This window comes from Nocardia sp. CA-136227 (assembly GCF_050955695.1).
Lineage (GTDB): Bacteria > Actinomycetota > Actinomycetes > Mycobacteriales > Mycobacteriaceae > Nocardia.
Window position 1 is genome coordinate 809,493 of record NZ_CP192081.1, and the last position, 13,271, is coordinate 822,763.

Below are 13,271 nucleotides of genomic sequence, written 5' to 3' on the forward strand. Positions count from 1 at the left end.
GATCTCAGTTCGTCGCAATGGTCTTGCGGTGCACCGGGCCGTGCGCGTCCTGGCAGTGCGGGACGTGGTCGTGGTCGTCGTCGGGGCATTCCGCGTGGTCGGTGTAGTCGACCTGCAGCACGCTGTGGTCGATGTGATGCTTCTCGGCCAGCATGTGGGCGACCGCGGCCCGCACCGCCTGACTGTCCGCGTCCTCGGCGACCAGGATGTGCGCCGACAGGGACGGGGTGCCCGAGGTGATCTCCCAGATGTGCAGGTCGTGCACCTCGATCACGGAGTCGACCGCGGCCATCTCTGCGCCGATCTCGACCGGGTCGAGGTAGGCGGGCGCGGCCTCCAGGAAGATGCGGCCGGAGGCGCGGACCAGGCCCACGCCGGCCTTCACCATGAGCACCACCACGATCAGGGTGGCGATGCCGTCGGCGCGGGCGAAGCCGGTGAGCATGATGATCAGACCGGCGACCGCGGTGGCGATGAAGGCGAACAGGTCGTTGAGGATGTGCTGGTACGCGCCCTCGACATTGAGGCTGGTGCGGTTGGCCTTGCTGATCATCCAACTGGCCAGCACATTCACCACGATGCCCGCCAGCGCGGTGACCAGCACCAGGCCGCCGGTGACGTCGGGCGGGTCGATGAGGCGGCGGATGGCCTCGTAGGTGAGCCAGCCCGCGAGCCCCAGCAGGGTGAGGCCGTTGGCCTGGGCGGAGAGGATCTCGGCGCGTTTCCAGCCGTAGGTCATGCGGCCCGCGGCGGGCCGGGCCGCCAGGCGGATGGCCCACAGCGCCAGCACGATCGAGGCGGCGTCGGTGAGCATGTGCGCGGCGTCGGAGAGCAGGGCCAGCGATTGGGCGACCAGGCCGACGACGACCTCGCCGAGCAGGAACACGACGATGACGGCGAGCGCGCCGGCCAGCCAGCGTTTGTCGCTGTCGGCGGTCGCGCCGTGCGAATGCCCGGCGTGATCGTGTCCGTGTGAATGCCCGTGGTCGCTCATAACCCTCCTCCGTTGCCGCTCGAACAAGACCATATGCATAAATCGCTATGTGTGCAATGTTTGGGATACGTTCGATTCGACCGGATTGCCGGAAATGTGCTCCGACCTGGTCATGAGAGATCGCGGAAGGTCATGAGGAACCCGGCGAAGGCGATCACGAACAACGCGATGAAACCCAGCGCCCGCAGCCACAGCCAGGGCCAGTCCCGGACCCAGAGTCCGGTGAGCATGACCCCGACCAGCATCAACGCCCCATAGAGGGGGGTCCGCTGCGGATGGCGACCCATAACTCCTGCATACGCCTTTTCCCGCGATCGGGCATGCGTGACCCGCCGGGTCCATAAAATCGAGAGGGTGGACGCAATCCTGACAACCATCGGTGTCGTCGCGGTGATCGGTCTCTCGGGCGCGGCCTATGCGGCCTTCCTACTCCTACGGGGGCGTAAATAATTCGCTGACAATGGTTTTCACGCCGTCCACGATCAGCTCTGCACGCGCGGCCAGGGGTAGAAGGCCAGGTGGATCAGCAGCACCACGAGTCCGGCGAGCAGGAGCGCGGCGACCGGGTGCGCGCGTCGCTCCAGGTAGCCGATGGTGCGAAACAGCGTGGGGAACGGGACATCTCGGGTGAAGACCATGGCCAGCACACTGGGCACGATGACCCACATCAGGGCGATCAGTCCGTAGAGCACGTACGCGCCCAGGTAGGAGTGCGGGTTCATGCCGCGGTCGGTGACGGCGAACAGCACGCCGAAGGCGTAGGTCGCGAAGGCTGCCGTGAGATAGCCCGCGCCCAGCAGCGTGATCACCGAATCCGTCTTGGTGACACGGCCGTTCACGGTGATGGTGCGTCCCGCCACCTGCTGTACGACGGGTTCGGGCGGGGTGGTCAGTTGCGGGACCGCGTAATAGGCGAGCAGCACGATCACCGTCACCACGACCACCCGCACGATCGAATGCTGGGTCTCGAGATGGCCGACGGTGTTCGAGATGGTGGGCCAACTCGCCAGGCCGAACACCGATGCCAGTTCCGATACGGCAATGGCCAGCGCGGCCAGGCCCCACATGCAATAGCCCCAGAATTCGACCGAGTGACCCGCGGGTGTGGGTACGAGCTTGGGGCCGACAACCTCCGTCATGCTGCCGTTGTATCACTGAAATTGGGTCTACCTGCGAGTATGTGCAGTCGATGCCAGGTTGTCACGGGTCCGACATCTCGCGGTACCGGCGGGTCGGTTCAGGTGTGCCGCAGTCGATTAGGACCGCGGGGTCCGATTCCAGCGACCCGCCGGTTCACCGCTACTTGCCGTCCGCGGTCAGGCGACCGGCGGCGCCCCAGCTGTCCGCGGGGGTCTCGTGGATCCAGACCTGCACGGCCTCGGCCGGAATCTGATACGCGTCCACGAACGCGTCGGTGATGCGGCGCACCAGATCCCGCTTCAGCTCGACGGTGCGGGGACCCTGCTGCACGGTGACGATCGGCATGATGTTCTCTCTTTCGTGAAATCCATTGGGACTGAGAACAGTTCACCGGATCTCCCGACGCCGACCAATGGCCGGCTCGTGCACGCAGCGATAAGCGATCCTTATCGCCCCGCGCCCGCCAGCAGCGCGCCCAGCAGGCGCAGATTCAGCGAGGCCGCATCCGCCCGCACGGCCAACGCGATGGGCAGGCTCATCCCCGGATCGGCGATGGGCAGGAACGTGACCCGTGGGTTGTGCACCTGCCGGGCATTGGACGCGTACACCACCGTCCACATGGGCGAGCCCGCGCCGATGGCGGCGAGGGTGTCCTGCAGCGTGGTCGACGAGGGCGCGGGTACCGGTTCGAATCCGGCTCGCGCGCACGCGGTCAGCACCAGATCCACCAGGGCCGGGTGATTGCGTCGCTCGGTCAGCCGCAGCGGCACTGCGGCCAGATCGGCCAGTCGCACCGAATCCTGGTTCGCCAGTGCGTGTTTGGCGGACAATGCCACCACCAGCGGATCGTCCCAGGCGGGTAGGAAGTCCAGGTCCGGGGTCTCGCCGGGCGCGGGGGAGCGGACGAAGGCCGCGTCCAGGCTGCCGTCGGCCACCTGTGCCAGCCGGTCACGCACGGGCAGCGCCACCAGTTCCACCCGCACCCCGGGCGCCTGCTCGGCGAAGGTGTCCAGGACCGCGTCCAGTCGTTCGGCGAGCCCGGTCACCGTCCCGAGCCGGAAGACCTCCGCCCGGCCGCCCGCCAGATCCGCGACCGACGCCCGCGCCTGATCCGCGGCGGCCAGCACGGCCCGGGCCGCGGGCAGGAAACGCTGTCCGGCCTCGGTGAGCAGCACCTTCCGCGGCGAGCGGTCCAGCAGCTGCACCCGCAGGTCGCGTTCCAGCCGCCGCACCTGCTGGCTGACGGCGGGTTGCGCGATGTGCAGGCGCTCGGCGGCTCGGCCGAAGTGCAGTTCCTCGGCGACGGTCACGAAGTACCGCAACTGGCGCAATTCCACGGGCAGGCTCCACGGGGTCTCGGCACGGCTGCTCGACCCGCAGCCGCGGTCCACCGCCCATGAAACCATCGGCCACCGCCCACGAAACCATCGGCGGGCGAGCGGCCGCGCACACGAATTGCCCGGCTTCGTCTGCCAAGATGGCTGAATGATTGCCACCATGGCCGCGATCGCCGTCGCACTGATCGTCTGGGCGTTGTTGGCCACCCGGCTCGACCGCTGGCGCATCAGTCCGCCGATGGTCGCGGTCAGCACCGGTCTGGTGGTGGGCCTGACCGTGCGGGACAGCATCGCGGGCACGCTGAACACCGATGTCGCCTTGCATTTCGCGGAAATCGTGCTGGCCGTGCTGTTGTTCGTGGACGCGACGGAGGTGCGCGGCGGCCTGCTCGGCCGCAATCCGGGGGCGACGCTCCGGCTGCTGCTGATCGCGCTGCCGCTGTCCCTGGCCGCCGCCGTCGGGTTGGGAATGTGGTTGCTGCCCGGTTACCACTGGGCGGTGATGTTGGTCGTCGCCTGCGTGGTGGTGCCCATCGACTTCGCGCCCGCCGCGGCCATCCTGCGCGACAAGCGGATTCCGGTGCGGGTGCGCAATATCCTCAACAGCGAGAGCGGATACAACGACGGAATCGTCTCGCCGATCATTATTTTCGCGCTGATCCTGGCCGGTGACATCACACAGCAGCATTCGCCGGTGACCGCGCTCGGCACCGCCTTCCCGGCCGCCGCGAAGGCGATCCTGGTGGGTGCGGCCTGCGGTGCGGCGCTGGCCTTCCTGGTCAATCGCGCCGACGCCGCGGGACTGATGACCGCGCAGGCCAAGCGGGTGATTCTGGTCGCGGCCCCGCTGGGTTCCTACGCGCTGTCGGTGGGCATCGACGGCAACGGCTTCGTGGCGGCGTTCGTCTGCGGTCTGGTCTTCCAGCGGGTCCGTGACGAGGAGCGGCATCAGGGCGAACTGGAACTCATCGACGATGTCGGGTTCCTGCTCACCATCATGATGTGGTTCGTGTTCGGCGTCGTCGCGGTGTTCACCCTGTGGGGCGGGGTGCCGTGGCGGCTGTTGCTGTTCTGCCTGGCCGTGCTCACGGTGGTCCGGATGGTTCCGGTGATGCTGGCGCTGACCGGCGCCCGGCTCACCCGCGTCGAGGATCTGCTCATCGCCTGGCTCGGCCCGCGCGGCACCACCTCGATCGTGTTCGGGCTGCTGGCCTTCAACAAACTGCAGGAGTCCGACGCGGAGCTGGCGCTGACCGCCATGGTGATCACCTTGCTGGGCAGCGTCTTCCTGCACGGGCTCGGCGCGCCGCTGCCCGCTCTCGGCTACGCCCGCCGCCGGGTCGCGGCCCGCGAGCCCCGCGGCCGAGTCACCGATAGGCGTTGATGTCGAAGGCCCCGTTGGACGCCCGGAACGATTCCGCCGAGTCCGGCCACAGCAGGGTGACCCGGCCGGTCTGCTCGTCGCGATACCAACTGGTGCACCGGCCCTGGGTCCAGACGGTGTCGCGGGCGCGGTTCTCGATATCGGCCATGGAGGATTCGACCGCCTCGGGCGTGACCTCGAGGACGGTTTCCGGCACCGCGGCCAGGTGGTCGAAAGCGCTGAGCACGTAATCGATCTGGGTTTCGATCACGTAGATGGCCGAGTTGTGGCCCAGCGCCGCGTTCGGCCCGTCCAGGACGTACATGTTCGGGAAGCCGTCCACGGTCGTGGAGGCGTGCGCGACCATGCCGTTGCTCCAGCGCTCGGCCAGCAGCCGTGCGCCGCGGCCGCGGATGTGCTTGGCGATGGAGGGCCGGGTGGCGTTGAAGCCGGTGGCGAAGACCAGCACCTCGGGGTCGTAGGAGGCGCCGCTGGCCGCGATGGCCCGCCCGTCGCTGATGTGGGTCAGCTCGGTCGACTCCAGCCGCACATTGTCCTGTTGCAGGGCCGCGTAGTACTCGTCGGAGAACAGGATTCGCTTGCAGCCGATCTCGTAATCCGGGGTGAGCCGCCGCCGCAGTTCCGGATCGCGGACCTGCCCGGCCAGGTGGTCGAGGGCGCGGCGGCTGAGCAGATCGATCTCCGGGTGCCGGCGGCGGCGCGCGGCGATGCTGAGCTCCGCCTCGGCGAACAGCTCGTCCCGCAGCGCGGTGATGGACCGCGGGTCGGCGGCGAATCCGGCCAGTTCGTCGGGGGTGTAGAAGCGGTCCCCGCGCGGCAGCACGTAGGGGGCGGAGCGCTGGAAGACCACGACCTCACTGGCCTCGCCCGCCAGCCGCGGCAGGATCTGCACCGCGGACGCGCCCGTGCCCACCAGTCCGACCCGCTTGCCGACCAGGGAGACCTTCGGATTCCAGCGCGCCGAATGCCAACGGCGGCCCCGGAATTCGGTGAGATTCGCGATCGGCGGGATCTTGGGTTCGGTCAGCCGCCCGGTCGCGATGACCAGATTCGCCGCCGAGAACTCGCCCTGTGAGGTGCGGACCCGCCAGCGCTCTTCGGCCTCGAGCCATTCCGCCTGTTCCAGTGCGCAATTCAGCCGCAGATACGGTTCGAGGGCTTCCTGCTTCACGCAGGAGCGCAGGTAGTCGTGAATCTCCGCGCCCTCGGCGAACACTCGCGACCAGCGCGGGTTCGGCAGGAACGAGAACGAGTACAGGTGAGCCGGAATATCGCAGGCCACACCGGGATAGCGGTTATCGCGCCAGGTGCCGCCCACATCCTCGGCCTGTTCGATGATCACGAACGATTCCCGGCCCCGGCGGGCCAGCTGGATGCCCATGCCGATACCGGCGAACCCGGCGCCGACGATCAGGACGTCGACCTCTTGCGGGGCAGGTGCCGCGGCGAAATTCGAAGCCATGGCGTCAGATCCAGCCGTACTGGGTGGTGCGCTGCCGCAGGGTGCGGCCCAGCTCGCCGGCGATCCGCTCGACATCGTCGACGGTGAGGGTCAGTCCCGCCTCGGGACCCGATTCCGGCGCGAGCCGTCCGTCGAGCAGCAGTCCGCCGAAATCGTTGGCGCCGCAGTTCAGCAGCTCGACCGCCGCCGACACACCCAGCCGCGGCCAGGCCGCCTGAATATTGTCGATCCGCCCGTGCAACAGCAGTCGTGCGACCGCGTGCACGGCCCGGGACTGCCGCCGCAGGCGTTCCGGCACCTCGGGCGTGCGGTATCCGGCCGCCGCGGTCACGGGATCCATGGGCATGGCGATGAATTCGGTGAAGCCGCCGGTGCGGTCCTGGATCTCGGCGAGCAGCCGCATGTGCGCGAGCTGCTGCGCCGGCGTCTCGATATGCCCGTACACCATGGTCGCGGTCGAGGTCAGCCCCGCGCGATGCGCGGCCTCGATCACCCGAACCCATTCGCTCACCGGCAGATCCGGCCCGCCCTTGAGCCGGGCACGAACGTCGTCGTCGAGAATCCGAGCACCGGTGCCGGGCACCGATCCCAGCCCGGAAGCCTTGGCCCGCATCAGGAATTCGTCCAATGGCACTCCCAGCCGCGCTGCCCCGTCGAGCAGCTCCTCGGGCCGGAAGGCGTGCAGATGCAGAGGTGCGCTGCCGGTGACGGCCGATACCAGCGACAGATAGTCGTCATCACTGTCGGCGGGCAGCGGGCCCTGCATGCAGATCTCGGTAGCGCCGAGCTCGTACGCTTCGGCGACGAGGGCGGCCAGCCGATCCCGCGCGGCCGAGCCCGACACCGCGGCCGTGTCCAGGTTCCGATTCACGACATAGGTAACCGCGTCGCCGACGCTCTGCTTCCGCACCGCGTCCGCGAGTTCCCCCAGCCGGTCCAGTTCGGGGCCGTCGGTCTCCAGCAGCGCGAGGTATCCCGCGTCCGGCAGGCCCGCGGGATTCCGCTCCGCCTCGGCCAGCCATTCCCGCACCTGACCCACGTCGGGCGACCCGACCTCGGCGATACCACCATCCACGATCGCCACGATACCGCCGCCCTTTCGGACCGCTACCGCGCCCGCTGGTGGCCGGGACTTCCGTACGGACACGCGTTCGGCCCGGCGCCGCGGGGCGGCGACCGGGCCGGTCAACGTGGTCGGAACGGTCAGGCGGCGGACTGGCCGATGCTGACGTTGCCGAAGGAGGTGTGGGCGTACACCTGGACGAGGTCCTGCGGCTGGTCGACGGCGGCCAGGCGGTTCTGGACCGAGCCGGACTTGGTGTTGGACTCCAGCTGGGCGGCGCTGCCGGGCTTGATGCCGACAGTGAGGTCGCCCATGGAGGTCTCCAGGCGCAGGACGCCGCGGGCGGCCTCGGTGATGTGGATGTCGCCCTTGGCGACCTTCGCGGTCACCGAGCCCTGGGGGCGTTCGACGGTGATGTCGCCGGCGGACACCTCGAGTTCGCAGTCGCCGAGGCCACCGGTGCCGTACAGGTTGCCCAGTCCGACCGTGCCGGTGAGGCGGGAGCCCGTGGGGACGGCGATGGTGACCACGATGGTCCCGACGGTGGTGAACGGGTTGTGGGCGCGCCAGCCGGTGGGGGTCTTCACGGTGAGGACGCCGTCGGTGAAGTCGACCTGGACCTGTTCCGCGGCGCGCACGTCCTCCTTCTTGGCGGGGTTCGCGGGCCGGACGTCGACGACGGTCTCGGTGCGGTCGGCGGCGGTGACGGTGACGTTCCCGGCGGCCACGGCGACGGCGACGGTGATGGGGGAGAGGGTCTCGAAGGCGGTCATGACGTGCTCCTTTGGATGCGATTCCGGCGTGGTACCGGGCTGATGGGAGTAACTCTGATCGCCCGCGCTGACAGCGGGCTGACGCTGCCCTGACACGGCCGCTGATACAGGTTCTGCCCCGGTCGGGGGTTGACGGCACAATGGTCCGGTGCAGATCAGGATGCTTGGACCGCTCGAGATCCGAACCGAGGACGGTGGATCCCTGGACGTGCCGGGTGTCCGGTTGCGGGCCTTGTTGATCGCGCTGGCCCTCGAACCCGGCCGCGCGGTCGCGAAAACCACGCTGGTCGACTGGATCTGGGGCGAACAGCCGCCCGCCGACGCGGCGAACGCCTTGCAGGCGCTGGTGTCCCGGCTGCGAAAGGTGCTGCCGGACGGCGTGATCGACGTGCAGCCCGGCGGCTACCGGTTGGCCGTGACGCCCCGCGCGGTGGACGCGGTCCGCTTCGAACAGCTGCTGGAGACGGCCCGCGGCGGCGCGGAGGCCCAGCAGGCGCAGGCCCTGCGCGAGGCCCTGGAACTGTGGCGGGGCGCGCCCCTGCAGGACCTCGCCGCGCAGGAGAACGCGGCCGTCGACGCCGCGATCACCCGCTTCGACGGCCTGCGCCTGGCCGCCGCCGAGGATCTCTACGAGACCGAGGTCCGGCTCGGTCGCGGCGCGGGCCTGGTCGCCGAGCTGACCGAGCTGGTGGATCGAAACCCGGTGCGGGAGCGCCTCGCCGGTGCCCTGATGCGCGCGCTGGCAGCAGCGGGCCGGGGCGCGGAGGCGTTGACCGTCTACCAGCGCACCCGCGAGGCTCTCGCCGACGAGCTGGGCGTGGACCCTTCGCCGGAACTGTCCGCGCTGCATGTCGCGCTGCTGCGCGGCGAGGTGGGCGCACAGCGTGAGGAGGACCGCCGCACCAATCTGCGCGCCGAGCTGACCAGCTTCGTCGGCAAGCAGACGGACCTCGACGCTGTGCGGGAACTCGTTGCGGCGCATCGGCTCACCACGCTGACCGGTCCCGGTGGTTCCGGTAAGACCCGGCTGGCCACCGAGACCGGGCGGGCCATGCTCGCCGAGCTGCCGGACGGCGCGTGGCTGGTGGAGCTGGCGTCGGCGGGCGTGGGCGGCGATCTCGCCCAATCAGCGCTGGCCGCGCTCGGTCTGCGCGACGCGCTGCTCGGCGGCGCGCCCAACGCGGAACCCGTCGACCGGCTCATCGCGGCCGTCCGCGACCGCGACATGCTGCTGATCCTCGACAACTGCGAGCATGTCATCGAGGCCGCGGCCGCCTTCGCGCACCGCATGCTCGGCGAGTGCCGGCGGTTGCGCATCCTCGCGACCAGCCGTGAGCCCCTGGGCATCACGGGTGAGGCGCTCTGGCAGGTCGAGCCGCTGGCCCTGCCCGCCGGGAACGCGGACGCCGCCGCGATCGAATCCTCCCCGGCCGTCCAGCTGTTGCGTGATCGGGCGAGCGCGGTCCGCAAGGATCTCGCGACCGATGCCCGCACCCTGGCGACCATGGCCCGGGTGTGCCGGGCGCTGGACGGGATCCCGCTGGCCATCGAACTGGCCGCCGCGCGCCTGCGCACCATGTCCCTCGAGCAGCTGGCCGATCGTCTCGACGACCGCTTCCGGCTGCTGACCGGCGGCAGCCGCACCGCGATCCCGCAGCACCGCACCCTGCGCGCGGTGGTCGACTGGAGCTGGGAGCTGCTCACCGACGCCGAGCGAAAGGTCTTGCGCCGCTTGGCCGTGTTCTCCGGCGGCGCGACTCTCGAAGCGGCCGAACAGGTGTGCGCGGCCGCCGAGTTCGGTGCGGACGTGACGGTCGAGCAGTGGGAGGTGCTCGAACTGCTGACCACGCTGACCGAGAAGTCCTTGCTGCGCACCGCCGGTGACGACGAGCCGCGCTACCGCATGCTCGACACCATCAAGCAGTACGCCCGCGATCGTCTCGTCGAAGCGGGGGAGTCCGACGCCGCGCGCCGCGCGCATCTCGCCTGCTTCACGGCACTGGCCGCGACCGCGGAACCGCATCTGCGCCGCGCCGAACAGGTGCAATGGCTGGCGGTTCTGGACGCCGAGTACGACAACATCGCCGCCGCCATGCGCGGCGCCCTCGCCGCCGAGGACGCGCCCGGCGCGCTGGGCCTGGCCGCCGCCGCGGGCTGGTACTGGTGGCTCAGCGGCCACAAGGCCGAGGGCCTGGAACTGGTGAGCGCCGCCGCGGCTCTGCCCGGCGAGACGGTCGACGCCGAGACGCGGGCCACCGTGTACGGGTTGGTCGTGCACTTCGTGACCTCCGGCCCCGGCGACCAGCGTCAGGTGGAGGAGTGGATCCACAAGGCGAGCGAGGTCAGCCAGGGCATCCAGGCCAGCCATCCGGCCCTGGCCTTCCTCGCCGCCCTGGAACGAATGTTGAAGGGGCCCGACGAGTTCCTGCCCGCCTTCGAAGCGCTGCTCGACGACGCGGACCCGTGGGTGCGGGCCCTGGCCCGATTGCAGACCGGCAAGCTGCGGGTCGTGCTCGGTCAGGACGGGGAGCAGGCCGACGAGCAGCTGGAGTTGGCGCTGGCCGAGTTCCGGGCCATCGGTGAGCGTTGGGGCATGTCGTTCGCGCTGACCGAGCTGGCCGACCGGATCGCCATGCGCGGTGAATTCGGCCGCGCGTGCGCGTATTTCGAGCAGGCGGTGGCCGCTGCCACCGAGGTCGGCGCGATCGAGGACGCCGTCCGGATGCGGTCACGGCAGGCCCAGTTGTACTGGTTGCTCGGCGATTTCGATGCGAGCGCGGTAGCGCTGACCGAGGCGCAGCGGTACGCGGATCAAGCGGCGTGGCCGAGCGGTCTGGCCGAACTCGCTTTGGCCCGAGCGGAATTGGCCCGCTGGAAGGGCGAAGGCGCGGAGACCGTGCGCCAGATCGCGTTCGCGACCTCGATGTTGGGTGAGGACGTGGGCCAGCCCTTCATGAGCGCCCTGATCCACGATCTGCGCGGCTATCTGGCCGAGGACATCGTCGCCGCCAGAACCGAACGCGCCGCGGCTTTTCAGGCGGCGACCGCCGGCGGGCACGCGCCCCTGCTGGCCCGGATCATCGTCGGCATCGCCGATCTGGCCCTGCGCGACGGCCAGGCCGAACAGGCCGTGCGGCTGCTGGCGGCCGGTGACGCGGTGCGCGGCCTGGCCGACCGCTCGCATCCGGATGTGGCCCGCATCGAGCAGACGACACGAAGCCGCCTCGGTGAAGACGGCTTCACCGAGGCGGCGGGGGAGGGGGCGCGGGCGGACTGGCACGAGCTGGCCCGGGTCACGCTCGCTTGCTGAAAGTGGCTCGCGACCACAGGTATCCGACGATGGCGAACCCGGCGCACCAGGCCAGCGCGGCGGCGGTGTAGCCGCCCGACGGGTGACCGGTCAGGAAGCCGCGCAGGGCCTCGATGATCGGGGTGAAGGGCTGGTACTGGGCGAACTGCCGCACGCCCTGGCCCATCTGGTCGGCCGGGACGATCGCGCTGCTGACGAAGGGCAGCATGATCAGCGGCACCACCGACATGCCCGCCGACTCCGGGGTCTTGGCCGCCATGCCCAGCGCGACGGTCAGCCAGGAGGCCGCGAACGAGGTGGCCACCATGACGCCGATCGCGCCCAGCCATTCGGTGGCCGAGGCCGGGGACCGGAAGCCCAGGGCGAGGGCCACGCCGAGCACAGCGGCGATGGCGATCAGGTTGGTCAGCATGGTCGCCACCACGTGCCCGGTCAGCACCGCGCCGCGGGAGACGTCCATGACCTTGAACCGGTTGATGATGCCCTTGGCCATGTCCGAGCTGACCGACACCGCGGTGCCGGAGAGTCCGTAGCTGATGGCCAGCAGAATCATGCCGGGTGTCGCGTAGTTGATGTAGTCCTCGCCGACATTGAAGGCGCTGCCGAACACGTAGACGAAGATCAGCAGCATCATCACCGGCATCAGCGCGGCATTGAAGATGGCGACGGGGTTGCGGGCGATGTGTTTGAAGTTGCGGCGCAACATGATCGCGGAGTCGCCGAGCGAGGCGGTCAGGCCGCCGGTGCCGCCGGTGCGGTCGGTCGCGGTGGATTCGGTGGAAACGATGGTGCTCATGCTGCGTCGGCCTCCGTGGTGGCGTGCCCGGTCAGGGCAAGGAAAACGTCGTCGAGATCGGGGGTGTGGATGGAAACGTCGGTGGCCTCGACCGAGTGGTCGGCGAGCCGGTTCAGCAAGGCGCGCAGGGCATTCGACCCGCCGTCGCCCGGCACCTGGAGGGTGAGGGCCTCGTGGTCGGCGGTGCCGTCGGGCAGGATCCGCGCGGCCGCTTCCAGTTGCGCGTTGTCGCGGAACCGGAGCTGCAGGTAGCTGCCCGGCACCCGGCGCTTGAGGTCGTCGGGCGTGCCCTCGGCGACGATGCGGCCGCCGTCGAGCACCGCGATCCGGTCGGCCAGCTGGTCGGCTTCCTCGAGGTACTGGGTGGTGAGGAAGATGGTGACGCCGTCGGCGGTCAACTCGCGCACGATCTCCCACATGGTGCGGCGGCTGCGCGGGTCCAGTCCGGTGGTCGGCTCGTCGAGGAAGACGATGTCCGGCTTGGTCACCAGGGTCATGGCCAGGTCCAGTTTGCGGCGCATGCCGCCGGAGTAGGTCGAGGCCGGTTTGCGCGCCGATTCGGTCAGCTCGAACCGCTCGAGCAGACCGGCGACCACCCGCTTGCTCTCGCTGCCGCGCAGGCGGTGCAGGTCCGCCATGAGCCGCAGGTTCTCCTCGCCGGTGAGCAGGTCGTCGACCGCCGCGAACTGACCGGTGACCCCGATCGCCGCCCGCACCGCGCGGGTCTCGGTGGCGATGTCGTATCCGGCGACGCGGGCCGTCCCCCCGTCGGCCCGCAGCAGGGTGGTCAGCACGTTGACCGTGGTCGTCTTGCCCGCCCCGTTCGGTCCGAGCAGCGAGAAGATGCTGCCGGTCGCGATGGTCAGATCGATGCCGTCGAGGATCGTCTTGTCCCCGTATGCCTTCCGCAGCCCCGAGGCCGCGATTGCTGTGCTGTTCATGAGGAGAACTTTCGACCCGGCGCCTGATATCGGCCTGATGCCGACCTGATACGGCTCCTGACACTCCTGAC

At 69.8% G+C, this 13,271-nt stretch carries 11 protein-coding genes and 1 pseudogene; 2 read left to right on the forward strand and 10 right to left on the reverse strand.

Annotated elements, in window-relative coordinates; all coding sequences use genetic code 11:
- Positions 1-4 precede the first annotated feature (4 nt).
- From ACQP06_RS03810 to ACQP06_RS03830, 5 genes and pseudogenes are all read right to left on the reverse strand, one after another.
- Positions 5-994, reverse strand: coding sequence for a cation diffusion facilitator family transporter (locus tag ACQP06_RS03810; RefSeq protein WP_433670529.1), 990 nt, complete (start codon positions 992-994; stop codon positions 5-7).
- 110 nt (positions 995-1,104) lie between these two features.
- Complete coding sequence (locus tag ACQP06_RS03815) at positions 1,105-1,281, reverse strand: hypothetical protein (protein ID WP_357089339.1); 177 nt, start codon at positions 1,279-1,281, stop codon at positions 1,105-1,107.
- Between the two features lie 195 nt (positions 1,282-1,476).
- Positions 1,477-2,133 carry a hypothetical protein gene (locus ACQP06_RS03820; protein ID WP_433670532.1) on the reverse strand — a complete coding sequence of 219 codons (657 nt, stop codon included), beginning with the start codon at positions 2,131-2,133 and terminating at the stop codon, positions 1,477-1,479.
- 160 nt (positions 2,134-2,293) lie between these two features.
- Positions 2,294-2,485: pseudogene (gene dmpI, locus ACQP06_RS03825) on the reverse strand (4-oxalocrotonate tautomerase DmpI); the annotation flags it as partial.
- Positions 2,486-2,580: 95 nt separating this feature from the next.
- Positions 2,581-3,540 (reverse strand): LysR substrate-binding domain-containing protein, encoded by a 960-nt coding sequence (locus ACQP06_RS03830; protein ID WP_433670534.1) that lies wholly within the window; start codon positions 3,538-3,540, stop codon positions 2,581-2,583.
- Between the two features lie 79 nt (positions 3,541-3,619).
- Between ACQP06_RS03830 and ACQP06_RS03835 the strand changes: the two genes are divergently transcribed.
- Positions 3,620-4,855, forward strand: a complete 1,236-nt coding sequence (locus tag ACQP06_RS03835) for a cation:proton antiporter domain-containing protein (protein WP_433670536.1) — start codon at positions 3,620-3,622, stop codon at positions 4,853-4,855.
- On the opposite strand, the gene ACQP06_RS03840 is transcribed toward ACQP06_RS03835, so the two are convergent.
- The 3 genes from ACQP06_RS03840 to ACQP06_RS03850 form a co-directional block, all read right to left on the reverse strand.
- Positions 4,839-6,317: a flavin-containing monooxygenase gene (locus tag ACQP06_RS03840; RefSeq protein WP_433670538.1), complete on the reverse strand. Its 1,479-nt coding sequence runs from the start codon at positions 6,315-6,317 to the stop codon at positions 4,839-4,841. The two genes, ACQP06_RS03835 and ACQP06_RS03840, sit on opposite strands and share 17 nt — an antisense overlap.
- 4 nt (positions 6,318-6,321) lie before the next feature.
- A complete protein-coding gene (locus ACQP06_RS03845; protein WP_433670539.1) occupies positions 6,322-7,392 on the reverse strand; it encodes an FO synthase in 1,071 nt (356 codons plus the stop codon).
- 128 nt (positions 7,393-7,520) lie between these two features.
- Positions 7,521-8,153, reverse strand: coding sequence for a DUF4097 family beta strand repeat-containing protein (locus tag ACQP06_RS03850; protein WP_433670541.1), 633 nt, complete (start codon positions 8,151-8,153; stop codon positions 7,521-7,523).
- Positions 8,154-8,301: 148 nt separating this feature from the next.
- On the opposite strand from ACQP06_RS03850, the gene ACQP06_RS03855 reads away from it, so the two are divergent.
- Positions 8,302-11,463 carry a BTAD domain-containing putative transcriptional regulator gene (locus ACQP06_RS03855; protein WP_433670543.1) on the forward strand — a complete coding sequence of 1,054 codons (3,162 nt, stop codon included), beginning with the start codon at positions 8,302-8,304 and terminating at the stop codon, positions 11,461-11,463.
- Here the strand turns inward: ACQP06_RS03855 and ACQP06_RS03860 are convergent.
- Together ACQP06_RS03860 and ACQP06_RS03865 are read right to left on the reverse strand one after the other, a co-directional pair.
- Positions 11,447-12,259 (reverse strand): ABC transporter permease, encoded by an 813-nt coding sequence (locus ACQP06_RS03860; protein ID WP_433670545.1) that lies wholly within the window; start codon positions 12,257-12,259, stop codon positions 11,447-11,449. The genes ACQP06_RS03855 and ACQP06_RS03860 overlap by 17 nt on opposite strands.
- Positions 12,256-13,200, reverse strand: a complete 945-nt coding sequence (locus tag ACQP06_RS03865) for an ATP-binding cassette domain-containing protein (RefSeq protein WP_433670547.1) — start codon at positions 13,198-13,200, stop codon at positions 12,256-12,258. The genes ACQP06_RS03860 and ACQP06_RS03865 overlap by 4 nt, the downstream gene beginning before the upstream one ends.
- Between the last annotated feature and the right edge of the window lie 71 nt (positions 13,201-13,271).